This is a genomic window from Cryobacterium sp. Sr3, from assembly GCF_004402835.1.
In the GTDB taxonomy this organism is placed as follows: domain Bacteria; phylum Actinomycetota; class Actinomycetes; order Actinomycetales; family Microbacteriaceae; genus Cryobacterium; species Cryobacterium sandaracinum.
The window spans coordinates 40,972-66,073 of record NZ_SOFA01000024.1; the positions used below are offsets into that span (position 1 = coordinate 40,972).

Consider the following 25,102-nt stretch of genomic DNA (forward strand, 5'->3'; position numbering starts at 1 on the left):
CGACATGGCACGGCGCTTACCCTCCACGCCGCCGAACCTGCCGGGATTCTCCTATCTCCGTCCGCTCGGATCCGGCGGTTTCGCCGACGTGTTCCTCTACGAGCAGAACATGCCCAGGCGCCAGGTCGCGGTCAAGGTACTCCTGTCCGAGATCGTCAACGATCACGTGCGCCAGCTATTCCAGGCCGAGGCCAACCTGATGGCCCAGCTGAGCTCGCATCCGTCGATTCTCACGGTTTTCCAGGCGAGTGTCTCCGCGGACGGACGACCGTATCTCGTCATGGAGTACTGCTCCTCGACCCTCAGCCAGCGCTACCGCTTTGAACCGCTCTCGGTGCCGGATACCCTGCGGATCGGTGTGAAGATAGCGAGCGCTGTCGAGACCGCGCACCGGTCCGGGGTGCTCCACCGGGACCTGAAGCCGTCCAACATCCTGGTCACCGCGTATGGGCACCCGGTGCTGTCGGACTTCGGGATCGCTGCCACCCTCGGCGAGGCCGAGAGGAGCGACGCCATCGGGCTCTCCATTCCGTGGTCGGCCCCTGAGGTGCTGCTCGGCGAGATCTCCGGGTCGGTCGCCTCGGAGGTGTGGTCGCTCGGCGCCACCCTCTACTCGCTCCTGGCCGGTATGTCCCCGTTCGAAGTGGCCGGTACCGAGAACGGTTCGGCCCAGATGATGGCCCGCATCAACAAGGCCCGCGTGCCGCCGCTCGACCGCGCCGACGTGCCGGCCCGGCTCGGCGCCATCCTGAATCGCTCGATGTCGCGGCGGCCGGAACTGCGGCAGCCGAGCGTGCTGGAACTCATCCGAGAGCTTCAATCGGTGGAGGCCGAACTCGGTCTCGCGCAGACGCCCCTCGAGGTGGAGCAGGACGGCTGGGCCGTCGCTGCCCCCGCCGACCAGGAGGACCGGACCCGGATCACGGGCATCAACTCAGTCGACGCCTACGCCGGCCGCCGCCGCCGGAAGGCGTCGCCAACCGGCCTCGGCGCGCGCTCGGCGACCTCGGCACTGCTGAGTACAGGGCAGCTGACCACCGGCCCGCAGGGGGACACTGTGACCACCCGGCCCAAGAAGCGGAGGCGCACGCTTACGGTATGGGGACTCGTGTCTGCGGCGGTGATCATCGTGGGACTCGCGACCACGGCGGCGACCGTGCTGGTGACCCAGGCCGGCACCGACATCCCTCTGGTCAGTGATGTGGATGGCGCGCTCCGCTCTGGAACCATCGTGTTCAGCTGGGCCGACCCCGGGGTCCGGGACGGCGACACCTTCGTGGTGACCCTGCGCAGCGGTCAGAGCAGCATCCAGCGGGGAACGGAATTCCGGGTCGACCCGCAGGGACAATCTCGGGTCTGTGTGACCGTCACGGTCAACCGGGACGGCAAGCTCGGCGCTCCGAGCGGGGAAAAATGCGTCGACACCGGCCTTCCGGGCGCGTCCGGCGGCGCCGGGTGATCCGTCGCTGGCTCGCCCGCCACCGCTCGCTCTTCGCCACCGCGCTCAGCGGCACCGTGGTCGTGGCCGTCATTGCCACCGTGGCCATCGCCTCCGGTGGATACACCGCGCAGCGCCTCGACCTCGGAGACGCGGCCGTCTGGGTGAGTAACGAGGCGCGCCAGGTCGTCGGGCGAGCGAATACGGCCGTCTTCGAACTGAACACGGTGGTCAGCGCCGGAAGCACCAGCCTCGACGTGGTGCAACGGGGCGCCACCGTGCTGGTGCTGGACCGTGGCAACAGCGCCCTCGACATCCTCGACCCCGCGACCGCGGAGGTGGCCGACAGCGTGGCCCTGCCGCCGGACGCTGCTTCGGTCTTCTTGGCCGGCGACCGGGCGGTGGTCACCGCGAACGGCGACGTCTGGAGCGTGGCCGCGAGCCAGCTGTCCGAGTTCGACAGCACCACCGAGCCGACGCTGGCCTTCGGTGCCGGCTCCGTGGTCAGCCTCGACGAGGCCGGCGTGCTGTTCGCCTTCACGCCGGCGACGGGGGAACTCTCCCAGGTCGACCTGCTCACCGCGGACACCATTACCAGTACGGTCACGCTCACGGCCGGCGAAAAGGATGACCGCTACCAGCTGACCAGCGTCGACGGCCGGTGGGCGCTGCTCAACGCCTCGAGCCGGCGACTGTTCCAGGCGGAGGGGGTTGAAGACCTGTCCGGGAGCATCCGTTCCGGGGATGAGCCCGTCCTGTCGGAGCCGAGCGTGACGGGCGACCGCGTTCTCATCGCCCACCGTGAGGGGCTCATTGCGGTGCCCCGTGCCGGCGGACGCCTGACTCCGCTCGTCACCGGCCGGAGCGGGGACGCCGCCGCGCCTGTACAGGACGCCTACTGCGCCCATGCCGCCTGGTCGGACGGCACCGTCTGGCGCGACTGCGCGGCGGCCGGCGCGGAGGGCGGCACCGGAAGCGACGGCGCCACCGCCACCCTGTCCGGCGTCGCCGGGGACGCCCGGCTGGCCTTCCGCCGGAACGGAACCGGACTCGTGCTGAACGACGCCCGCAACGGCACGACCTGGGCAGTGCAGCAGGGCAACGAACTGATCGACAACTGGGCCGAACTGATCGACACCGACCCCGATCAGCAGCAGGTCGAGCAGGCGGCTGACGACACCCCGCCGGAGTTCGAGAAGTCCCAGGTGCCACCCGTCGCTGTCGATGACGCTTTCGGCGGCCGGCCGGGACGCACCGTCACCCTGCCCGTACTGCTCAACGACTTCGACCCCAACGGCGACGTGCTGGTGATCTCGGCGCTCACCCCCGTGCCCGAGTCGGCCGGGCGGCTCGAGCTCGTGGCGGACACTCAGCAGGTGCAGCTGACCCTCACGCCGGAGGCATCCGGATCACTGAGCTTCGACTACATCATCGACGACGGGCGCGGCGGGAGCGCCTCGGCGACGGTCACGGTCGCGGTGCGCTCCCCCGAGGAGAACGCCGCACCCGTGCAGGCCCGCACGACGAACACCACGGTGCGCGCCAATGGACGGGTGACCACGGCGGTGCTGGGCGACTGGGTCGACCCGGACGGCGACCCGTTCTATCTGGCGGCGGCGACCGCGCCCGCACCGGACCAGGTCAGCTTCACGCCGGCCGGGTCCGTCGTCTACACGGATGCCGGCGCGGGCGGGGGCGCGAAAACGGTGGGCCTCACCGTCTCCGACGGCCGTGCCGGCGGGGCCGGCGCGCTCTCGGTGATGGTGCGGCCGAGCGGCTCGGTGCCCATCGTCGCCGAGGCGTTCGTGGTGCTTGCGACCGCCGGCAGCGAGGCGACCGTGTCGCCGCTGGAGCATGTGCGCGGTGGATCGGCGCCGCTGCGCCTGAGCAGCGTGCCGGCCAAACCCGAGGTGAACATCACCGCGGACTTCGACGCCGGCACCTTCCGGTTGCAGAGCAGCGTGGTGGGGGTGCACGAGATCGAGTACGCGGTGACGGATGGCGAACTCACCGCCACCGGGCGCATCCGCGTTAACGTGACGGCCGCGCCCGACGCCAGCAGCGCCCCCGTCACCGTGCCGCACACCGCATTCATCCGCGGCCAGCAGGCCACCCTCGTGGACGTGCTCGCCACGGACTCCGATCCGGCCGGTGGGGTACTCCTGGTGACGGGCATCACGGATGTCCCCGCCGACAGCGGGCTTCGAATCGAGATCCTCGACCAGCGCATCCTGCGCGTGACCCTGACCAAACCCCTCGAGGGCGGTACGGCCGTGTTCGGCTACCGGGTCAGCAACGGCCTCGCCGACGCCGCGGGCACGGTGACCGTGATCGAGATCCCGCCGCCGGCCCAAAAGCAGGCCCCGATCGCCGTGCCGGACTCGATCTCCGTGCGCGTCGGCGACGCCATCGACATCCCCGTGCTCGCGAATGACGAGCATCCCGAGGGCGACACCCTCACCCTGGCGCCGGAGCTCGCGACCGAACTGCCCGCTGGCGGCGGTCTGCTCTTCGTCTCGGGCCGGGTGCTGCGGTTCCTGGCGCCGGACACGGCCGGCAACGTCACCGCCGTCTACCGAGTGAACGCCCCAGACGGCCAGTTCGCGAACGCCGAGGTCAGCATCGCGGTGCGGGAAGCCGATCCCACCTCGAACAGCGCCCCCGTGCCGAAAACCGTGACGGCCCGTGTGCTCGCCGGGGACACGGTGAGCATCCCGATCCCGCTGTCCGGCATCGACACCGACGGCGACTCCGTGCAACTGGTCGGCCAGGAGACCAGTCCGGAGAAGGGGTCGGTCACGGTCACAGGCGTGGACTCGCTCGACTACACGGCCGGGGAGTACTCGGCCGGCACGGACACGTTCAGTTACTCGGTGGTCGACGCGCTCGGGGCCCGGGCCGTCGGCACCGTGCGGGTGGGGATCAGCCCGCGCCTCGACGGCGCCCGCAACCCGGTCGCCACTCCGGATGAAGTCGTGGTGCGCCCCGGCAGCACGATTGCCGTGCGGGTGCTCGAAAACGACTCCGACCCCGACGGCGGCACCCTGAGCATCACCGGCGTGGAGGCGAGCGGCCAGGCGAGCGGCCAGGCGAGCGGCGAGGCCGACTCGGGCACCGCCGTCGTCGACGGCGACACCGTGGCCGTGACCTCACCCGTGACACCGGGCCGCTACGGCTTCATCTATGAAATCCAGAACGTGCGGGGCGGAACGAGTTCCACCTTCCTCACGGTCGTGGTCCGCGAGGACGCCCCGCGCTCGCGTCCGGATGCACGCGACACTCACGTGCCGCTGTCCGACGTGCTCGAGGCCCGGACCGTCGACGTCGACGTGCTGGCCAACGTCTTCTTCGCGGAAGGGCCGGCCACCGCATTGGCTCTGACGGTGCCCGAGCGTTTCTCGGGAATCGCCGAGGTGACGCCGGCCCGGCGCATCCGGGTCACGGTGGGCTCGACCAGCCAGATCATCCCGTTCGCGGTGACGCACCCGGAGGACGCGAGCATCGTGTCCTACGCGTTCATCTGGGTTCCCGGGACCGACGACGCCCTACCCCAGGTGCGCCGCGGTGCCCCGCCGCTGACCGTGCAGAGCGAGGCGCTGCTCTCCATCGACATCAACGACTACGTCGTCGCGGTCGGCGGAAAAAAGGTGCGCCTCACCGACCGCAGCCTCGTGCGGGCGACGCATTCGGACGGGGCCGACCTGGCCCGGAACGACACCAGCCTCGCGTTCGCGAGCACCGACAAATACTTCGGGCCGGCGTCCATTTCGTTTGAGGTCACCGACGGTTCGGGGCCTGAAGACCCGGATGGGCGCACGGCGACCATCGTGCTGCCCATCGAGGTCACGCCCCGCGAGAATCAGCCGCCCGGTTTCAATGGAGCGGTGCTCGAGTTCGAGCCCGACCAGGAGAAGGTCATCGACCTGACCCGACTCACCAGTTACCCGTATCCGAACGACCAACCTGAGCTGGCGTACACCGTGCTCGACCCGCTTCCGACCGGTTTCAGCTACGCGCTCGACGGGCAGACGCTCACCCTGCGCGCCACGGAATCCACCCCGAAGGGCGCGCGGAGCACGATCACGATCGGCGTGCGCGACGGCGTTCAGGAGGGCCGAGCCGGCCGGGTCGACCTGCGCGTGGTCGCGTCAATGCGACCCGTCGCCATCCCCGTGACGGATGCCGCGGTCGCTCCCCGCGGTCGCACGACCGTCGTCGACGTGCTCGCGAACGACGGCGCCACCAATCCGTTCCCGTCCGTGCCGCTGCGCGTGCTCGCGGTGCGCGGCCTGGACGGCGGCGCCGTTCCGGCCGGGGTGAGCATCACGCCCAGCACGGACCGAAGCCGGCTGTCGGTCCGGGTTGCCTCGGATGCTGCGCCGACCGACCTGACCCTGCAGTACCAGGTGGCCGACGCGACGAACGACCCTGCCCGCTACGCCTGGGGCACCGTGCGCATCTCGGTGCAGGACAAACCTGACCCGGTGTCCAGCCTGCGCGTCACCGGCTTCTTCGATCGGGGCCTGTCCTTCTCGTTCAACGCCGGGGCCTTCAACAACTCGGCGATCACCGGGTATCAGATTTCCCTCCTCGACGCCGCGTCGGGGGCCGTGCTGTCCAACTCGCTCTGCTCAGCGACCTCCTGCCAGGTCGCGACGCCCGGCAACGGCCAGGGCAATGCTCTGCGAGTGTCGGTCGCCGCGCAGAACGGGATCGGGCTGTCCGAGGCGACCGTGCTGTCCGATCGGGTCTGGTCCGACTCGGTGCCGACCGCGCCGACCGGCCTGGTTGCGGAGCCGCTCGACGGCGGGCTGCGCCTGCGCTGGAACACCGTTGCCCCGGTGGGCGGCGGGACGGCGATTCGCGGCTATGTGGTGACCTGGAACGGCGCCGTCCAGGAGGAGGTCAGCGCTTCCGGATCGAGTTGCGCGGCGGGAACCTGCTCCGTCGACGTGATGGGCCTCGTCAACGGCGTGAACACTCCCTTTACGGTCAGCGCCCGCAACGACGCCTACCCGGCCCTGGCCGGTTGGAACAGCGCGGTGGGGAGTGCGACGCCGTTCGGCCCGGCCCGCGCCGGCGCGATCACGGCCAGCGCGGCCGACGCCGCCGGAGCGGTGACCGTGACGTGGGACGGGTTCGACGGCCGCGGCGCCCTCATCGGCGGCTACTTCGTGCAGCGGCTGCGCGAAGATCAGGTTCCGACGGGTGCGCAGGCGTGCACGGTGTCCGCGTCGGGGGAGCTTCAGCCACCGACAGAGGGCGGCATCGTCGCCCAGCAGAAGGCGCTCGGCGGTGACGCGACCAGCACCGTGTTCGACAGCCTCCTCGCGGACAACGGCCGCTACTACTTCGCCGTCTGGGGGTATAACAAGGCCGGCTGTGCCCCGACGGCGGTGGCGAGTGTTCTCGTGCGCCCAGCGCCCGGACCGGTCACCGATGTGCAGAGCACCATGGCGGCTCGGGGCGATGCTTGGGATCTGCGCGTCGACGGGATCAACCCGAGTGCGGGCATCCGGGACTACCGGCTGCGCGCGGTCGACGGCTCCGGCGGGGTCGTTCCGAGATCCGAGGTCGTCTTCGGCGGGGCCGGCTGGCCGCGCGAACTTCTGAGTCTCCCGTTCGGTGAGATCGTGCGTTATCAGGTTTCGGCCTGTACCGACTGGGGGTCGTGCGGGCCGTGGTCGGGCACGCTGACCGCGCCCGAGGCCTCCGTCAGCTTCACCGTGACCGGGCTTGCCTACGACCCGGCCACCGGAGTCATCAGCTGGACCAATGGGCCTCAGAACAACGGCCTTCCCGCCGCCTATAGCTGCTCGGTGCCCGGTGACGCCACGGTGACCCCGCGGGATGCCGACTCCCCGAACACCTGCAGGTTCGGCACTGGCGCGCCGCCCCCGCCAGCCGGTGCCGTGCTTCTGGCGGTGACCGTGAATAATCAGACCTATACCTATGCGCCGTGAACCAACGAAAGTGATCACCCCATGACGATGACCGCGGAGCAGGCGGCCCAGTTCGCCGACGTTTTCGACCGACTGGTGACCGGGGTCGAGCAGGTGCTGCTGGGCAAGCACCACGTCATCCGGATGTCGTTCACCGCGCTTCTCAGCGGCGGACACCTGCTGCTCGAGGATGTGCCCGGCACCGGCAAGACCTCGCTCGCGCGCGCCATCGCACAGAGCGTGCGCGGTACCAGCAACCGGGTGCAGTTCACCCCCGACCTGCTGCCGGGCGACATCACCGGGGTGAGCATCTACGACCAGCGCAGCGGGGCGTTCGAATTCCACCGCGGGCCGGTCTTCGCCAACATCGTTCTGGCCGACGAGATCAACCGGGCCAGCCCGAAGACCCAGGCCGCGCTGCTCGAGGTGATGGAGGAGGGTCAGATCACCGCCGACGGCGTCACCCACCCGGTGGCGGCCCCGTTCATGGTGATCGCCACCCAGAACCCGATCGAGCAGGCCGGCACATACCGGCTACCCGAGGCGCAGTTGGACCGATTCATCATGAAGGCCTCCATCGGCTACCCGGACCACGCCTCGACCATTCGCATCCTCGAAGGTGCCGGGCAGCGCGCGCACGAGGTGACCGTGCCTCCGGTGGTGTCCGCGGCGACCGTCGTCGAACTCGCCGCCCTGGCCCGCACCGTCTACGTCGACGCCACCATCAACGATTACGTGGCGCGACTGATCGACGGCACCCGCACGAGCTCCGAGGTACGTCTGGGCGTCAGCGTGCGCGGGGCGCTCGCGCTGATCCGCACCGCGAAGACCCTCGCCGCCGCGAACGGCCGCCATTATGTGGTGCCCGATGACATCAAGGAGCTGGCTCACGCCGTGCTCGGGCACCGGCTCGTGCTCGACCCCGAAGCCGAATTCGACGGCGTCACCGCCTCCAGTGTGATCGCCCGGGTGCTGATCGAGACTCCGCCGCCCAGCGACAGGCAGGCTGCGTGACGCAGATCGTGCCGGGTCCGGGCGCAGGCACAGCTACCGCGCCTGCGCTGCTCGCGCCCGCGCCGCCCGCTACTCTGCCGGTCGCAGTCTCCGGTGACGGCCGGCTGGCCGACTTCGTCGCGGCGGGAGTCCGGTTCGGGTGGGAATGCGGTGCTCGTGTCGCTGGCGCCCTGCGTGCGGTCTTGTCCGTGGTCACCCCGCTCGGCTGGGCCGTCCTGGCGGTCGTGGGGGTCTCGTTCCTGTTCGGCTATGCGCTGGGCTGGACCGAGCTGATCGTGATCGGCTGGGCCGGGCTCGTGCTCCTGGTGGCGGCATCCTGTTTCCTGATCGGTCGGAACGCGTTCGAGATCAACCTGCACCTGCCCGTGGATCGGGTGGTCGTGGGGGAGCGGGTGCCCGGCCAGGTGAGCGTGCGGAACCCGACCCGCCGGAGACTGCCGGGCGTGGGCGTCGAGGTGCGGGTCGGCTCCGGGCTGGCCGAATTCTCGATGCCGAGCCTCGCCCGCGGTGAGGACTTTTCGGACGTCTTCATCGTGCCGACCCGCAGACGCGGCGTGATGCCGATCGGTCCGGTGCGGACGGCGCGCGCCGACCCGATCGGGCTACTGCGCCGGGAGATCGTCTGGGCCGAACAGGTCTCGCTGTTCGTGCACCCGCGCACGGTCTCGATCCCGAGCATGAGCACGGGCTTCATCCGCGACCTTGAGGGCAATCCCACCCGTGACCTGACCAACAGCGACGTCTCGTTCCACGCGCTGCGCGAATACGTGCCCGGGGATGAGCGGCGCACCATCCACTGGAAGAGCACCGCGAAGACCGGCCGCTACATGGTGCGCCAGTTCGAGGAATCTCGCCGCAGCCACCTCATGGTCGCTCTCAGCCTGGCGCAGTCCGATTATGCCGGCGAGGACGAATTCGAGATGGCCGTCAGCGTCGCCGGCAGCCTGGGGGTGCGGGCCATCCGCGACGCGCGCACGGTCTCCGTTGTCGCCAGTGCGGTGCCGCCGGACTCCAGCCGACGACGGATGCCGGGACTCCGTCCGCTGAGCACCCTCACCCGCACCCGGCTGCTCGACGATCTCAGCGGCGTGGAACGCTCCCTGGCCGCCCTGCCGGTCAGCGAGCTGGCCAGGGCCGCAGCGGACACCGTGGCCGGCATCTCGGTGGCCTTCCTGGTGTGCGGGTCGGCCACCACCCTCACGCAGGTGCGCACGGCCGCCAGCCGTTTTCCGGCCGGCGTCGACGTGGTCGCCGTGATCTGCGCCCCGGAGACCGTCCCCAGCCTCCGCCGCGTGGCCGAGTTGAGCGTGCTCACCATCGGCTACCTCGACGACCTGCAGCACAGTCTCGCCCGAACGAAGGCGGCATGAGCGCGCGGTGGGTGAGGAGCGGAGGCGCGCGCCGAGGCGGCATGGCGGTCCGCGGCATCCGTCTGGACTGGCGCTTCATCGTCGGCAACACCGTCGGGCTGCTCCTGGCGACCCTGATCGCGAGCGCCTCGCTCTGGCCGGTCTATCAGAGCCGCGAGTTCATCGTGCTGGTCGGCGTCACCTTCGGGCTGGGTACCGTCGTCGCCATACTGGGGGCGCTGTTCCGCTGGGGCACCTGGCTGGTGGCGCTTTCCACCGTGGGGGTCTACCTACTCGCCGGGGTGCCACTGGCCGTTCCTGGTCGGGCGGTGCGCGGCATCCTGCCCACCCCGGACGGCCTGCTCGACCTGCTCGCCGCGACCGCGCTGAGCTGGAAACAGCTCGTCACCATCGTGCTTCCGGTCGGTTCCTATCAGGCGCTGCTCGTGCCCGCCTTCATTCTGGTGCTGCTCAGCACCGTGATCGGGCTGTCGGTCGCCCTCCGCGCCCCGGTCGGCGAGCTCGGCACACTGGCCCCCGCCATCCTGTTCGTCAGCGGCATCGTGCTGGGCCCGACGGTCGCGACCATGCCGATCGGAACCGGTCTCGGCCTCTTTGTCGTGCTCCTGTTCTGGCTGCTCTGGTTTCGCTGGATGCGCCGCCGTTCCGGCGTGCGGCTCGCCCTGCAGCAATCCCGCCGCAGCACGGCGTCGTCGTCCGACCGGCGGCTCGCGGCGGCCCGCGGGCTGGTCAGCGCAGCCGTGATCGTGGCGGTGGCGATCGCCGCGGGAACCGGAGCCGCGGTCGTGCTGCCGGCCGACGTGCCGCGCGACGTGCTGCGCGCTCGGGTGCAGCAGCCGTTCGACCCTCGGGCCTACCCGAGCCCGCTGAGCGAATTCCGCGGTTACCTGCAGGCCGGGCGGGCGGATGCGGTGCTCCTCGAGGTGACCGGCCTCCCGAGCGGCGGCCGCCTCCGCTTGGCCACCCTGGACAGCTACGACGGGATCGTCTACTCGGTCGGCAGCGACCAGGTCAGCAGCGCGTCCGGCTCCTTCACCCGGCTGCCGGACCGTCTCGACCAGTCCCTGGTCGACGGCGACCCGGCCACCCTCACGGTGACCGTCGAGGGCTACACCGGCGTCTGGGTGCCCGGCGCCGGCCAGCTCGAACGCATCACGTTCAACGGCCCCACCCGGATCCTGCGCTCCGACTCCTTTTATTACAACGACAACAGCGGCACGGCCGCGGTGCTCACCGGGCTGGTCCGGGGCGATGGTTACCAGAGCGTGGGCGTCATCCCGCGGTCACCGGACAGCCTGACCGACCTGCGACCCGGCAGCGCCGTGCTGCCTGCGCCCGCTGTTCTGCCGGACGAGGTCGAACAGACGCTCGCCCGCTACGTGCAAGCCGGCGACCCGCCCGGTGTGCAGCTGCAGGCCATGCTCGACGGCCTGAAAACGGATGGTTACATCAGCCACGGCATCCTTCCGGACGAACCGGCGAGCCGGTCCGGGCACGGCGCCGACCGCATCAGCGAGCTGTTCACCGACCAGCCCATGCTCGGCGACGCCGAGCAGTACGCCGTGGCCGCGGCCCTGATGGCGCGCCGGCTCGGCTTCCCGGCCCGGGTCGTCATCGGCTTCGTGCCGCAGGCGGCCGCCGGCGCCGAGGCCGCCTCCGGGGCCGAGGCGGTCCCCGTCGTCGGTTCCGACATCTCGGCGTGGATTGAGGTTTCCTCTACCGAGGGCTGGGCCACGATCGATCCGAACCCGGCCGTGCGGGACATCCCGGCTCGGGCCCCCGATGACCCGTCGGTTGTTTCCCGGCCGCAGTCGGTTGTGCCCCCGGCCCTCCCCGACCCGGTGGAACTGCGCGAGCCAGCCCCGCCGGAGAGCACCAGCGACGACCCGCCGGAACCGCTCAACCCGCTGCTGGTCTTCCTGCTCGCCGCGGCGACCATCGCCGCCTGGACGCTCCTCGGTCTCGGCGTACTGATCTCGCCCCTCCTGCTGATCGCCCTGGCCAAAGCACGCAGGCGGCAACTGCGCCGCACCCGGTCCACACCGCTCGACCGGATTCGGGGCGGCTGGCGAGAATTCACCGACGCCGCCGTGGACCATGGCATCGATGTTCCGGTGGGGGCCACCCGCACGGAAGTGGCCGCGCTGGTGCCGGGAGCGGAACCTCTGACACTGGCCGTCGCCGTTGACCGTGCCGTATTCTCCCCGGAACGGCCGGGCAATGCCGCCGCCGAGGACGTGTGGACCGCGGTCACCGACCTGCGTCGCTCGCTCAACGCGGGGAGCAGGCGCACCGACCGGCTTCGGGCCCTCGTGTCGTTGCGTTCGCTGGGTCGGTACGCTGGAGGGGCATCCGTTCGCCGATCTGCCCCGAGCGGGAGCGGCCCTGCACCGGGAGGAGCCCGCCCATGAACTGTCTGATCTGCGGTGCGCAGCTTCCCGTCGGCGCCATGTTCTGCGGCGAATGCGGCAGCTCGAGCACGGCCACCCCGCTCACCCGGAAGCGACCGGACCCGCGGCCCAGTGACACAACGGTCATCCTGCCGCTCCGTCGGCGCTCCGTGATCTCGGTGCCGGTCGTGTCGGTGCCGGTCGTGGTGCCGGTCGTGTCGGCTCCGGTCGAGTCGGTGCCGGTCGTGTCCGCCCCGGTCGACGCTCCCGCCCCAGTGCCGCTCCAGGCTCCGGAACCCGCCCCCGCCCCTACCGCGTCCCTGTTCGTGCTCCAGTTCAGCACGGGGGAGACGATCTCGGCCCTCGGCACCGGCCTGATCGGTCGCCGGCCGCTGCCCCAGCCGACCGAACGCGTCGACATCCTGGTGCAGATCAACGACCTCGGCCGTTCGGTGTCGAAGAGCCACCTCGAGTTCGGCCAGTACGATGGCGAGTTCTGGGTCAGTGACCGGTACTCGGGCAATGGCACCATCATCCGTCGCCCGGATGCGGTGGCGGTGCGCTGCGAACCCGGCCGGCGCTATCTGGTGCCGCGTGGTTCCCGGGTCGAGATCGCGGACCAGTTCTTCATCCTCAATTAGTCCCTCACCAACTGACCCCTCCCCGGCCAGATGAGTGTGCCCAATGACCGTGGGCGCTGAAGGTCCGCGGATTGGAGTGTTCCGAGGCGATTATGCTCGGTGCCGGTGCCGGTGCCGCGCCGGTGCTGCCGCCGCTGCCGCCGCTGCCGCCGCTGCCGTCGCCGAGCCGCCGCCGAGCAGACGCCGAGCCGCCGCCGATGCGGACGCGATCGACCCGAACGAATTCGACGGAGATTTTGCCCAAAACAGCCCGAAATACTTTGCAAAAGCAGTCTTAAACGAGATTCTCCGTTGAATTCGTTCGACGCTGTGAGCGATGCAACCGATCGATCCGGACTCACTCAGCCGGCCCCTCCCCAACCCGGCCGGCCGTCATCCCGGGACGGATGCCGGCGCCCGCGGTGGCGCCTGCCTCCGGAGTGATGGACTGATGCGGTGATCCGAGCCGATGTCCCGCTGACCCTCCCCACCCGCCCGGCCGACCTGCCGCCGCCTGGCTTCCCACTCATCGCGAGCGTGGCGCCGCTGGCCGCGGCCGGGGCGATCTGGCTGATCACGGGCTCAGCCTTCGTGCTGATCTTCGCGGTGCTCGGCCCGGTCATCGCCGTGGCCGGCATGCTCGACGCGCGGCGCACGGGCCGCCGCACCCGGCGTACCAACGCCCTCGACCAGGGGCAGGCACTGGCGACACTGCGGGCCGAGGTGGCCCTGCGCCATGAGGAGCTGCTTCGCGCGCACTGGCGGCGCACGCCCTCGGCCAACAGCATCGTCGCCGCCCCGCACGCCGCCATCCGTTGGACCGGTTCGGGAGCAGACGTGAGCCTGGGCTCCGGTGCGGTGCCCAGCGGGCTACGCCTCGACGGTGGCGCCGCTCCCGACGAGCATCGCGATGTGCGCGACTGGGCGGCCACGCTCACCGAGGCACCGATCGACGCTGATGCCGGCGGTGGTATCGGCATCGTCGGACCGCTGTCGCTCGGGCAGGCGCTGGCCCGCGGGCTGCTGGTGCAGCTGGCCTGCTCCCTGGCTCCAGACCAGGTCGGACTCACCGTGCCTGATCGCGGTTGGGAATGGGCGGTCGCCCTCCCGCATGACACCGGGCAGTCCTGCGCCCGCCGCCTCGTGATCTGCCAGGCGCCGTCGGGCGGGGCACCCAAGTCGGGCGGGGCACCCCTGGGCGGGGCACCCAAAGGGTCGGGGTTGGTCGTCGCCCTGGCCGGCACTCTTGCCGAATTGCCGTGGGGCTGCGACACCATCGTGCGGTTGCAGGGTCCCGGCCGGGCTGAGGTGCTGCGCTCCAGCGTGCACGCCTGTGGGAGTGGCTTCCGGCCCGAGCTGATCACCGTCGAACAGGCGATCGTGGTCGCCCGCGTGCTAAGCGCCCGGGCCTCGGCGGCTGGATTGGTCCAGAATGCGCGGCGAGTCCCCGCATCCGTTGCCCTTGGTGAGCTCTCTGGCTTCCAGCCCGGGTATCGGGCACCGCATGGGCAGCCCCAATCGCCGAACCTCCGTTGCGTCATCGGGGTGGGAGAAGCGGGGGAGGTGTCGCTCGACCTGGTCGGGGCAGGGCCGCACGCGGTCGTCGGCGGCACGACCGGCAGCGGCAAAAGCGAACTGCTGGTGACCTGGGTGGCGGCGATGGCGGCGGCGGCCGGCCCCGACGAGGTGACGTTCCTCCTGGTCGATTTCAAGGGTGGGGCCGCGTTCGCCCCGCTCTGCGCCCTTCCCCACTGCGTGGGTTTGATCACCGACCTGGACGTGCACCAGGCCGCCCGGGCGCTGGCCAGCCTGGCCGCCGAGCTGCGGTATCGCGAACGCGTACTCGGGCATGCCGGCGCGCGTGACATCGTGGACTTGCGGAGGCAGGATGCCGGCGGGGCGCTTCCGCGGCTCGTGATCGTGGTCGACGAATTCGCGACCATGCTCACCGCATTCCCCGACCTGCACGCTCTGTTCGTCGACATAGCCGCGCGGGGCCGGTCGCTGGGCGTGCACCTGATCCTCTGCACCCAGCGGCCCACCGGTGTGGTGCGTGACGCCCTGCTCGCCAACTGCACGCTGCGGGTGTCGCTGCGGGTGAACAACCGCGCCGACAGCGTGGCGGTGCTGGGCACGGATGCGGCCGCGGCCCTCGGCGCGGACCAAGCCGGCCGCTGCCTGATCGCCGCGGACTCCTCGGGGCCCGTGCTCTGCCAGGTGGCGACGACCTCGCCGCGCGAGATCCGCTCCCTCGCAGTCGCGGACGCCGATGCGCCGAACCCTCGGCGCCCCTGGCTCGACCTGCTGCCTCAGACGGTAAGCCGCGAGGACCTCCTCGCCCTCGTCGCGGGCGGAACGGCGGCAGACGAGAGTGCGTTCGGCGGCGCCGCGGTGGCGGCCGGGCACGACCGTGCCGTTCCCGACGCTCGTGCCGCGCCCGGCGGTCTGCTGGGCTTGCTCGACGAGCCGGAACTGCAGCGCTACCGGGTGGCCCGCTACGAGCCGATCGCCGAGGGCAGCCTGCTCGTGATCGGCGGTCCCCGCTCGGGCAAGTCAACTGCGCTTGCGTCGGTCGCGGCGGGGTTCGCGCCCGTTGGAGATGCCGTGCTGCTCGGAGCGGACGTCGAGGCGGTGTGGGACTGCCTCGTCAAGGCGCGCCAATGCCTCGACGCCGGCGGGAGTCCGGCTGCCAGGCTGCTGCTTCTCGACGACTTCGATAGCGTGCATGCCCGCTGGGACCAGGAGCACCGTCCGGCGGCCCTCGAACTGCTCGCCGGGCTGCTCCGCGACGGCGCGGAGGGCGGCCTGCGGATCGTCATCGCCGCGCAAAGGCTCACCGGATCGCTGCAGTCCCTGCCTGCCCTGTGCCAGAGACGGCTGGTGCTGCGCCTGCCCGATGTCGCCGAGCACGTCGCGCTCGGAGGAGTGGCTGCCCTGTTCGACGACCGCCTTCCGCCCGGCGGCGGGAGCTGGCAGGACCATCGCATCCAGCTCCTCGCGCCGGAGCAGAGCGGTGCAATCCCGGATGTCGCGGCGCAGCGGGACATCGAGCCACGCACGGATGCCGCCGCGCTCCTGGGGCGGCCCGGGCAGACCCTTCTCGTCGTGTCGGACTCGCCGTCCCGCTCGGCCGCAGTGCTGGGAACGGTCCCCGGCGCGCGGGTCGTCGACCTCGCGGCGGTGTCCCACGGCGAGCTGGCGGAGGCCGCGCAGGCAGGCGCGTCGCTCCGGCTGAGCGAGTCACAATCAGGCACCGCCTTCGTCGGAGACGTGGACGCGTGGCAGGCGCAGTGGTCCCTGCTGGGTGCCCTGCGCCCGCACGCGGACCTGGTCTTCGACGGCTGCAGCCTGGCCGACTACCGGGCCATCAGCCGACGCCGGGACCTGCCTCCGCCGTTGGCACCCAACCGAGGTCGGGTGTGGGTACTGCGCCCGGACGGCGCCGTGCACCGGGCCACGCTGCGGGCCCAGGTCGTGTAGCCGCCGGCCGCGAAGTCCCGGAGCGAAGTCCCGCAGCACAGTCCCGCAGCACAGTTCAGCGGTGCCGGCCCCGCCGCCGTCCCGCCGTGGATCAGGCCAGCGCGTCCACCAGACCGCGGAGCGGCAGCGAGTGCGCACTCGCGACCGGGCCGCTGGTGATGAGGCCGCCGACCGTGGACAGGCCTAAAGCGAGCGCGGCATCCGTTCGGAGCGCGTCCTTCCAGCCTCGGTTCGCGATCAGCCGAACATAGGGAAGCGTGGCGTTGGTGAGCGCATAGGTGGACGTGCTCGGCACGGCCCCGGGCATGTTCGCCACGCAGTAGAACAGGGACTGATGCACAGTGAACGTCGGATCGGCGTGCGTCGTCGGGTGGGAATCGGCGAAGCAGCCGCCCTGATCCACAGCGATGTCCACGAGCACGCTGCCCGGCTTCATCCGGGACACGAGCTCGTTGCTGACCAGCTTGGGGGCCCTGGCCCCGGGGATCAGGACCGATCCGATCACCAGGTCGGACAACACCAGCGCCCGGTCGATCTCGTAGCTGTTCGAGGCGATGGTCTGCACCCGCCCGTAGTACAGCGCGTCGATTTCGCGCAGGCGGAACAGGTTGGTGTCGAGCACGGTCACCTGGGCGCCGAGCCCGAGGGCGACCTGCATGGCTGCCGTGCCGGCCACACCGCCGCCGAGCACAGTGACCCGAGCCGGATGCGTTCCGGGCACCCCGGGCACGAGCAGGCCCGGTCCGCCGTTGGGCTTGAGCATCGCGTTGGCGCCGACGATGGGTGCCAGGCGGCCCGCAACCTCGCTCATCGGCGCGAGCAGCGGCAGCGCCCGCGTCGGCAGCTGCACGGTCTCGTAGGCGATCGAGGTGACACCGCCCTCCAGCAGCGCACGGGTCAGGGCTGGTTCCGCGGCCAGGTGCAGGTAGGTGAACAGCAGCAGATCGGGGCGGAAATAACCGTACTCGCTCGCCACGGGCTCCTTTACCTTGAGCAGCAGGTCGGCGGCGGCCCAGGTTGACGCGGCATCCGGCATGATCGTCGCGCCCGCCGCCGCATAGCTCTCGTCGCTGAGCCCGGAGCCGAGCCCGGCCCCCGTTTCGATCAACACCTCGTGCCCGTGCGCCACGAGGTCGTGTACGCCGGCCGGGGTGATCGCCACCCGGAACTCGTTGTTCTTGATTTCTGCCGGAACTGCGACCTTCATGGCGCTCCCTTGTCTAACGAATTCGACGGAGATTTTGATTCAAAAATCGTTTTTTGGGCCAAAAACGGCCTTTATGGTGAAAATCTCCGTCGAATCGGTTCAAACCCTCAGTGGTGGACCTCCGGGCGGTGGACCACTCTGGCCTGAGCGAAATCCTACCGCCGCCGAACAGCTCATTTCGATTGAGAGTGTCGGCATAGAGTGCTGATTTCGTGCGTGATCTGACCAAAAATTAACGATTCGGTCACTCTTGGGTGCGCAGGGGGCGCTCCTGTGCAAGTATCTAGCAACTCGCAATGAAAGCTGTGAGAGCTCATCCGCTGAGAAGTGCAAGGAGACCCGACCATGAAGCCCAGGCCGTTGCCCGCAGATCCCATGATCGCTCAGCTGGTCCGTCAGGCCCGGGCGACCACGATGGGGCGCCGCGCTCTGCTCGCCGGAGCCGGTGGCGGGGCCGCAGCCCTGGCGCTCGCCGCATGCTCGACCGGAGGGGCCACGAAGCCCACCGCCGCCCCCGACGAGTCCGACAGCAGCAAGCTCGTGCGCTGGGACAACTGGGCGCTCTACATCGACGTCGATGACGCCGGCGACTACCCCACACTGGATGCGTTCACGGCCGAAACCGGCATCAAGGTCGAGTACACCGAGGCCGTCGACGACAACAACACCTACTACGGCAAGGTCAAGGACCAGCTCGCCCTCGGCCAGGACATCGGCGCCGACACCGTCTGCCTGACCGACTGGATGGTCGGCCGTTGGATCCGGTTCGGCTACACCCAGGAACTCGACCAGGCCAACATCCCCAACTTGAAAAACCTGCTCCCGTCCCTGAAAGACGTGGGCTTCGACCCCGGCCGCAAGATGAGCGTGCCGTGGCAGGGCGGGTTCGCCGGCATCTGCTGGAACAAGGAGAAACTTCCGAACGGCATCGCCTCGGTCGAGGACCTGTGGAGCTCCGACCTCAAGGGCCGGGTCGGCGTTCTGTCCGAGATGCGCGACACCATGGGACTGATCATGCTCGACATGGGTGTCGACATCGCGGGCGACTGGGGCGACGACGAGTTCTTCGCCGCGATCGACGTGCTGGAGAAACAGGTCGGCGATGGCCAGGTTCGCAACATCAAGGGCAATGCGTACAAGGAAGACCTCATCAACGAGGACACCCTCGCCGCCATCGTCTGGTCCGGCGACATCGTGCAGCTCAACGCCGAGAACGGGGACAAATGGGAGTTTGTGGTCCCCGACAAGGGCGGCACCCTCTGGAACGACAACTTTCTGGTGCCGATCGGCTCCACGCACAAGAAGAATGTCGAGAAACTCATCGACTACTACTACGACCCGGCCGTCGCCGCCGAGGTCGCCGCCTACGTGAACTACATCACCCCCGTCGCCGGCGCCAAGGAAGCCGCGATGGCGATCGACCCCGAGCTCGCGAACAACCAGCTGATCTTCCCGGACGACACGACCCTGGCCAAGGCTCGCGTCTTCCGCACCCTGACCGGCGCGGAGGAGCAAAAGTACGACGCCGCCTTCCAGGGCATCCTGCTGGGCTCGTAGGGATGGCCAACGGAGAATTCGCCAGCGCGGGGGCCGACCTGGAGCTGGTGGGTATCCAGAAGAGGTTCCCGGGCTTCACCGCTATCGAACATCTCGACCTGAAGATCCCCGCGGGGTCGTTCTTCGCGCTGCTCGGCCCGTCCGGCTGCGGCAAGACCACCACCCTGCGCTTGGTGGCCGGCCTCGAGGAACCGACGGCCGGGCGCATCCTGATCGGGGGCACGGATGTGACGAACCAGAAATCCTTCCAGCGTCCGGTCAACACGGTGTTCCAGAGTTATGCCCTCTTCCCGCACATGACAGTGTTGGAGAACGTCGCCTTCGGGCTGCGCCGCCGGCGGATGGACGACCCGGTCGCCAAGGCTCACGAGGCGCTCCGCCTGGTGGAACTGGACCACCTCGCCGCCCGCCGCCCGCAACAGCTCTCCGGCGGACAGCAGCAGCGCGTGGCCCTCGCCCGCGCGATCGTCAACCGGCCGGCCCTGTTGCTGCTCGACGAGCCCCTCGGGGCGCTCGACCTGAAGCTGCGGCGCCAGATGCAGCTCGAGCTCAAGACCATCCAGGAGGAGGTCGGCCTCACGTTTCTGCACGTCACCCACGACCAGGAGGAGGCCATGACCATGGCCGATACCGTCGCGGTCATGAACAAGGGCCGGATCGAGCAGATGGGCGCCCCCGAGGAACTCTACGAGCTGCCGCGCACGGCGTTCGTCGCTAACTTCCTCGGCCAGTCGAACCTGTTCACCGGCCCCGTGGTCGGTAGCACGAGCGAGGCCATCTCCGTGGCCGTGGCCGGCCAGAAAATCGTGGTTCCGGCGGCGCGCGCGCACCGGCACACCGGCGAGGTCACGATCGGCGTCCGCCCGGAGAAGCTGACCCTGCACGTGACCGAGCCCGTCGCCGACGTCGCCCGCAACCTGATGGGTCCCGGCCGGGTGATCGACGTCTCGTTCAGTGGGGTCAGCACCCAGTACCTGGTCGAGGTCGTCGGCGTCGGCACCCTCATCGTCTTCGCGCAGAACATGGCGTTCGGCCCCGTCGCCCATGAGGGGTCCGAGGTCTGGCTGGACTGGAACATCGAACACGGCTTCGGGCTCGAGGACGACGCCTCGGCGGAGCCCCGTTTCGAGGCGGACGACAGCACCCGAAGCATCGCGACCCAGAAACGCTCCTCCCTGCTCACGGAGCTTGAGGAAGCCTAGGGTGGCGTTCGCGGCATTCTCCACCAGCACCACCGCGCCCGAACCGGCGCCGCGCCGGAAGAGCCCGATCGCGCTGCTCCTGCTGTTGCCGGGCATCCTCTACCTGGTGCTGTTCTTTCTGGCCCCCCTCGTCTCGCTGCTGCTGACGTCGTTCCAGGCCCCCTCGGAATTCGGCGACGTCGGCCAGTACTCCTACGCCTTCCGCTGGGAGAACTACGTCGACGTGATCACGGCCTACTGGCCGCACATCATGCGCTCCTTCGGCTACGCGTTGATCGCCACGCTGCTCGCCCTGGTGTTCAGCTACCCGCTGGCGTACTTTATCGGCGTGAAGGCGCGGCCCTGGCCGTTGCTGCAGAGCCTCATGCTGGTGCTGGTGATCGCCCCGTTCTTCATCAGCTTCCTGCTGCGCACCCTGGCCTGGAAGCAGCTCCTGTCCGACGAGTCGTTCGTGATCACCTCGCTCAAGGCTCTGTCGTTGCTGGCACCGGATGCCCATTTCACGGGCACTGCTTTCGCCGTCATCTTCGGGCTCACCTACAACTTCATCCCGTTCATGACCCTGCCGCTCTACACGACGCTCGAACGGCTCGACCTGCGCTACCTCGAGGCCGGCAGCGACCTCTACGCGCATCCGTTCGACGTGTTCCGCAAGATCACGATCCCGCTGTCGATGCCCGGCATCGTGGCCGGAACCCTGCTGACCTTCATCCCGGCGGCCGGCGACTACATCAACGCGAGCCGGGACTTCCTCGGCGGACCGGACACCCAGATGATCGGTAACGTGATCGAGGCCAACTTCCTGGTGCTGCAGAATTATCCGGCGGCGGCCGCGCTGTCGATCATCCTGATGTCGGTGATCCTGGTGATCGTGAGCGTCTACGTCAAACGGTCGGGCACGGAGGAGCTGCTGTGAAAATCTCCCTGGGCAAGTGGTTGCTGCCGCTCTACACGGTGCTGGCGCTGATCTTCCTGATGGTGCCGATCGTCTACACGTTCGTGTTCTCGTTCAACGACTCGCTCAAGTCCAACATCACCTGGCGCGGGTTCACCTTCGACAAGTGGCTGAACGTGTGCCAAGTGCAGAACGGCGCCGTCTGCGAGGCGTTCGGCAACAGCATCCTGATCGGCGTGGTGGCCACGGTGGCCGCGACCACGCTCGGCACCATGATCGCGATCGCCCTCGTGCGGTACCGGTTCCGGTTCCGGTCGCAGACGAGCCTGCTCCTGTTCCTGCCGATGGCCACGCCGGAAGTCGTGCTCGGCGCCGGCCTGGCCGCGCAGTTCCTGTCGCTCGGCGTTCCGAAGGACATGTCTACGATCATTCTGGCTCACACTATGTTCTGCATCAGCTTCGTGGTGGTGACGGTCAAGGCGCGTGTCGCGAGCCTCGACCCCGCGCTCGAGGAGGCCGGCCGAGACCTCTACGGCTCGGCAACCCAGGTGTTCGCGCGGATCACCTTTCCGCTCCTGCTGCCCGGCATCCTGGCGGCCGCGCTGCTCTCCTTCGCGCTGAGCTTCGATGACTTCATCATCACCAACTTCAACTCCGGCGCCGTCACCACGTTCCCCAAGTACATCTACGTGTCCGCAGCCCGGGGGATCCCGGCCGAGGCGAACGTGATCGCGTCGGCGGTGTTCATTTTCGCCCTGGTGATCGTGGTCACCGCCCAGGTATCCCGGGCGGCCAAGGAGAAGCGGCTGGCAAAACTGGGCTGACTCCCGGCCCGCGCCCTACACGTAGCTGGCGCGGATCTCCCCGACCGGGAGCCCACCGCCCAGCACCATCAGGTGCAGCTCGGGCAGAATGCCCTCGACGTCGCTGTGTGCGATCGCACCGGAGTCCGCGAGCAGACGCAGGGCCACGATGGTGGTTGCCCGCAGGCTGCCGTCGAGAATCTTGAGGGCGACCGTCGTGCCGTTGGCGGCGGAGGCGACGCAGATGCCCTCCGCGCCGGTCTTCACGAACAGTCCGAGGCGGTCGATCACGACCGTGTCGGGCATGCCGGGTCCGGCGATGACCCAGCCGTTCTGCCGTATTGCCTCGCCGAGGAAGCCGGCCTCGCGGTAGATCGCGAACGGCGAGTTTGACTTGGACGTGGCGATGCGGGCGATGCCGCGTGCCAAAGCGGTGAGGGACAGCGCGTGAACCGGCGCGCCACATCCGTCGATGCCCGACGCCGACGGCCGCTCGCCGGTGAAGCGCTCCACCACGTCGAGAATGCGCTTCTGCAACGGATGCGCCGGCTCCAAGTATCCAGACAGCGCCCAGCCGTTCTGCTGGCAGGCCACGAGCATCGCGGCGTGCTTGCCCGAGCAGTTCATGTAGATCGGGGCCTTGGCGGCCCCCAGTCGCACCAGGGCGTCGCGGGTGGGGGAGTCGTCCGGCCAGGCCGCCGGGCAGGCGAGCGCCGTCTCGGGGATGCCGGCGCGGGCGAGGAGCCCGCGCACGAGGTCGGCGTGGCGCTGCGTTCCGGTGTGGCTGGCGGTCGCGATGGCGGCGTCTTCCCCGCGCAGGGTGACCCCGCTGGCCATCACGGCGATGGCCTGGAAGGGCTTCATCGACGACCGCGGAAAGATCGGGGTGGTCACATCGCCGAGGGCGCGTAGGACCGCGCCCTCGCTGGTGAGCACGACCGCGCTGCCGGCATGCCTCGATTCGATGAAGCCGCTGCGCTCGACCACGGCCAGTTCGACCGCATCGGGGACGAAGAACGTCTGCCCGGCGTGGATTGGCACCTCGAATGTCGTTGTCACGGTGTGTGCTTCGCGCCTAAAGCGCGGCGATGGCGTCGTCGATGACCGAGAGGGCATCGTTCAGGAGGGCATCACTCACGGCCAGGCTCGGGAGGAAGCGCAGCACGTTGCCGTAGGTTCCGGCGGTGAGCAGCAACACGCCGTGCTGGGCGGCGTAGGCGGCGATGGAGGACACTGCGGCGGCGTTCGGCGCCTTCTCCGTGTCACCGGTGCCCGGCTGCACGAGTTCGATGGCGATCATGGCGCCGCGACCGCGGATCTCGCCGATGATGTCGTACTTCTCCTTGAGGGAACCGAGGCCGGCGCGCAGGGTGTTCTCGATACGCACACCCTCGGCGAGCAGATCGCCTCGCTCAATCGACTCGAAGACCGCTATGGCCGCTGCGCAGGAGACCGGGTTACCGCCGAAGGTTCCGCCGAGGCCGCCGGGCTGCGAGGAATCCATGATCTCGGCGCGGCCGGTGACGGCGGCCAGCGGCATGCCGCCGGCGATGCCCTTGGCGGTGAGCACGAGGTCGGGGGTCCAGCCGAAGTGCTCGCTGGCGTAGTACTTGCCGGTGCGGGCCATGCCGCTCTGGATCTCGTCTGCGATCATGACGACGCCGTTCGCGGTGCACCAGGTCTGCAGGGCGTTGAAGTAGCCCTCGGCCGGAACCATGAAGCCACCCTCACCCTGGATGGGCTCGACGACCAGGCAAGCCAGGTCGGTGGGTCCGACGACCTTCTCGAGGTACGCGATCGTGCGCGCCGCGGCATCCGCCCCGCTCAGACCGTCGTGATACGGGTAGGAGCTGGGGGCGTGGTAGACATCGCTGGCGAGGGGGCCGTAGCCGGTGGCGTAGGGCATGGCCTTGTAGTTCATGGCCATGGTCAGCACCGTGCGACCGTGGTAAGCGTGGTCGAGCACGGCGACGGCGCGGCGGCCGGTGTGCTTGCGGGCGATCTTGACACCGTTCTCGACGGCTTCGGCGCCCGAGTTGATCAGCACCGACTTCTTCGGCCAGGAGCCGGGGGTGTGCTCGGCGAGAAGCTCGCAGACGCGCACATACTCCTCGTAGGGCGTGATGGTGAAGAGGGTGTGGATGAAGTCCTGGGTCTGTTCGACGGCGGCCGCGACCACGCTGGTCTCGGTGTGGCCGATCGTGGTCACACCGATGCCGGCGCCCAGGTCGATGAACTGGTTGCCGTCGACGTCGACGAGGATGGCGCCGTTCGCCTTGGCGATGTAGACGGGCAAAGCGGATGCGACGCCGCCGGAGACGACGGCGAGCCTGCGCTGCTGGAGTTCTTTCGAGCGCGGACCCGGGATCGCGGTCACGATCTTGCGTTCCTGCGGCACGGTGTAAACCAGTGCGGCGGGGGTGGACGGGGAGGTCGAAGGCGTCAGCGTGTCAGTCATGATCTGACCAGTTTACCGATCGATGCGACGGGAGGCGCGGCGAATTGCTGCGACAATCGGTTCCCTGGCCGTGTTACGGCCCGTTGTCGGCCGCGAATCGGCCCGCAGAGCCGCGCAAATCGAAGGAGGCGCCGTGATCGGTGCACACCACCACTACGCCGTGAACATCGCCTGGACAGGCAACCGAGGCACCGGCACGAGCAGCTACCGGGACTACGGCCGGGATCACCTGATCACCGCCCCCGGCAAGGAGCCGATAAGTGCATCGGCCGATCCGACCTTCCACGGGGACGCCGACCGTTGGAACCCGGAGGAACTGCTGCTGGCCGCCCTCAGCGAATGCCACCTGATGAGCTACCTGCACGTCGCCGTGAAGCACGGCGTGCAGGTCGTCGACTATACCGACGACGCGACCGGGTCGATGGCCCAGACGACGGATGGTGGCGGCCACTTCACCGAGGTGACCCTGCGACCGCGCGTCACGGTTGCCGACCCCGGCCAGGTCGAACTCGCGCAGTCCCTGCACGCGGAGGCCGCCGGCCTCTGTTTCATCGGCGCATCCGTGAACTTCCCCGTCATTCACCAGCCGCAGACGGTGGCGCTCGCCGATACTGAGGTGTGACGCCGACCCGGTCACCGCAACGTGCGGTCGGTGGCCGTGCTCCCTGCGGCGGCGGCGATCAGACGGCTTCCGCCGCACGCTCGCCGCCACATACCCGGGGTTCT

The 25,102-nt window shown here is 69.5% G+C and carries 15 protein-coding genes; 12 read left to right on the forward strand and 3 right to left on the reverse strand.

The window, feature by feature from the left end; genetic code table 11:
* The first annotated feature begins 4 nt into the window (after positions 1-4).
* From E3N94_RS05545 to E3N94_RS05575, 7 genes are all read left to right on the forward strand, one after another.
* Complete coding sequence (locus E3N94_RS05545; protein ID WP_134343316.1) at positions 5-1,459, forward strand: serine/threonine-protein kinase; 1,455 nt, start codon at positions 5-7, stop codon at positions 1,457-1,459.
* Entirely contained in the window at positions 1,456-7,401 is a 5,946-nt protein-coding gene (locus E3N94_RS05550; protein WP_134569936.1) for an Ig-like domain-containing protein, read from the forward strand. The genes E3N94_RS05545 and E3N94_RS05550 overlap by 4 nt, the downstream gene beginning before the upstream one ends.
* Positions 7,402-7,422: 21 nt before the next feature.
* On the forward strand, positions 7,423-8,394 hold the full coding sequence (locus tag E3N94_RS05555; protein ID WP_104099631.1) for a MoxR family ATPase: 972 nt from the start codon (positions 7,423-7,425) through the stop codon (positions 8,392-8,394).
* Positions 8,391-9,764 carry a DUF58 domain-containing protein gene (locus tag E3N94_RS05560; protein ID WP_233191182.1) on the forward strand — a complete coding sequence of 458 codons (1,374 nt, stop codon included), beginning with the start codon at positions 8,391-8,393 and terminating at the stop codon, positions 9,762-9,764. The genes E3N94_RS05555 and E3N94_RS05560 overlap by 4 nt, the downstream gene beginning before the upstream one ends.
* Positions 9,761-12,175 (forward strand): transglutaminase-like domain-containing protein, encoded by a 2,415-nt coding sequence (locus tag E3N94_RS05565; RefSeq protein WP_241987070.1) that lies wholly within the window; start codon positions 9,761-9,763, stop codon positions 12,173-12,175. The genes E3N94_RS05560 and E3N94_RS05565 overlap by 4 nt, the downstream gene beginning before the upstream one ends.
* Positions 12,172-12,795, forward strand: a complete 624-nt coding sequence (locus tag E3N94_RS05570) for an FHA domain-containing protein (protein WP_134569937.1) — start codon at positions 12,172-12,174, stop codon at positions 12,793-12,795. Before E3N94_RS05565 ends, E3N94_RS05570 begins: the two co-directional genes overlap by 4 nt.
* 435 nt (positions 12,796-13,230) lie before the next feature.
* On the forward strand, positions 13,231-16,254 hold the full coding sequence (locus E3N94_RS05575) for an FtsK/SpoIIIE domain-containing protein (protein WP_134569938.1): 3,024 nt from the start codon (positions 13,231-13,233) through the stop codon (positions 16,252-16,254).
* Between the two features lie 91 nt (positions 16,255-16,345).
* Here the strand turns inward: E3N94_RS05575 and ald are convergent, their stop codons facing one another.
* Entirely contained in the window at positions 16,346-17,461 is a 1,116-nt protein-coding gene (gene ald, locus E3N94_RS05580; protein ID WP_134569939.1) for an alanine dehydrogenase, read from the reverse strand.
* A 345-nt stretch (positions 17,462-17,806) separates the two neighbouring features.
* Here ald and E3N94_RS05585 point away from each other — a divergent pair, with 345 nt between their 5' ends.
* The 4 genes from E3N94_RS05585 to E3N94_RS05600 are packed head-to-tail and all read left to right on the forward strand — an operon-like array spanning position 17,807 to position 21,939.
* A complete protein-coding gene (locus E3N94_RS05585) occupies positions 17,807-19,018 on the forward strand; it encodes a spermidine/putrescine ABC transporter substrate-binding protein (protein ID WP_134396407.1) in 1,212 nt (403 codons plus the stop codon).
* Positions 19,019-19,020: 2 nt separating this feature from the next.
* Positions 19,021-20,220, forward strand: a complete 1,200-nt coding sequence (locus tag E3N94_RS05590) for an ABC transporter ATP-binding protein (RefSeq protein WP_104100279.1) — start codon at positions 19,021-19,023, stop codon at positions 20,218-20,220.
* A gap of 1 nt (position 20,221) precedes the next feature.
* The gene (locus E3N94_RS05595; protein WP_104100278.1) at positions 20,222-21,136 is read left to right on the forward strand and encodes an ABC transporter permease; all 915 of its coding nucleotides are present in this window, start codon (positions 20,222-20,224) and stop codon (positions 21,134-21,136) included.
* Positions 21,133-21,939, forward strand: a complete 807-nt coding sequence (locus tag E3N94_RS05600) for an ABC transporter permease (RefSeq protein ID WP_174720187.1) — start codon at positions 21,133-21,135, stop codon at positions 21,937-21,939. Before E3N94_RS05595 ends, E3N94_RS05600 begins: the two co-directional genes overlap by 4 nt.
* Positions 21,940-21,954: 15 nt before the next feature.
* Here E3N94_RS05600 and E3N94_RS05605 read toward each other — a convergent pair whose 3' ends face one another.
* On the reverse strand, positions 21,955-22,977 hold the full coding sequence (locus tag E3N94_RS05605) for an asparaginase (RefSeq protein ID WP_241987071.1): 1,023 nt from the start codon (positions 22,975-22,977) through the stop codon (positions 21,955-21,957).
* Between the two features lie 16 nt (positions 22,978-22,993).
* Positions 22,994-24,376, reverse strand: coding sequence for a 4-aminobutyrate--2-oxoglutarate transaminase (gene gabT, locus E3N94_RS05610; RefSeq protein ID WP_104100276.1), 1,383 nt, complete (start codon positions 24,374-24,376; stop codon positions 22,994-22,996).
* A 136-nt stretch (positions 24,377-24,512) separates the two neighbouring features.
* Here gabT and E3N94_RS05615 point away from each other — a divergent pair, with 136 nt between their 5' ends.
* Positions 24,513-24,998 (forward strand): OsmC family protein, encoded by a 486-nt coding sequence (locus E3N94_RS05615; protein WP_104100294.1) that lies wholly within the window; start codon positions 24,513-24,515, stop codon positions 24,996-24,998.
* The last annotated feature ends 104 nt before the right edge of the window (positions 24,999-25,102 follow it).

Coding starts and splice junctions, on each gene's coding strand:
- ald (WP_134569939.1), bottom strand. CDS start 17,461: ATGAAGGTCGCAGTTCCGGCAGAAATCAAGAACAACGAGTTCCGGGTG.
- gabT (WP_104100276.1), bottom strand. CDS start 24,376: ATGACTGACACGCTGACGCCTTCGACCTCCCCGTCCACCCCCGCCGCA.
- E3N94_RS05545 (WP_134343316.1), top strand. CDS start 5: ATGGCACGGCGCTTACCCTCCACGCCGCCGAACCTGCCGGGATTCTCC.
- E3N94_RS05585 (WP_134396407.1), top strand. CDS start 17,807: ATGAAGCCCAGGCCGTTGCCCGCAGATCCCATGATCGCTCAGCTGGTC.
- E3N94_RS05590 (WP_104100279.1), top strand. CDS start 19,021: ATGGCCAACGGAGAATTCGCCAGCGCGGGGGCCGACCTGGAGCTGGTG.
- E3N94_RS05555 (WP_104099631.1), top strand. CDS start 7,423: ATGACGATGACCGCGGAGCAGGCGGCCCAGTTCGCCGACGTTTTCGAC.
- E3N94_RS05565 (WP_241987070.1), top strand. CDS start 9,761: ATGAGCGCGCGGTGGGTGAGGAGCGGAGGCGCGCGCCGAGGCGGCATG.
- E3N94_RS05570 (WP_134569937.1), top strand. CDS start 12,172: ATGAACTGTCTGATCTGCGGTGCGCAGCTTCCCGTCGGCGCCATGTTC.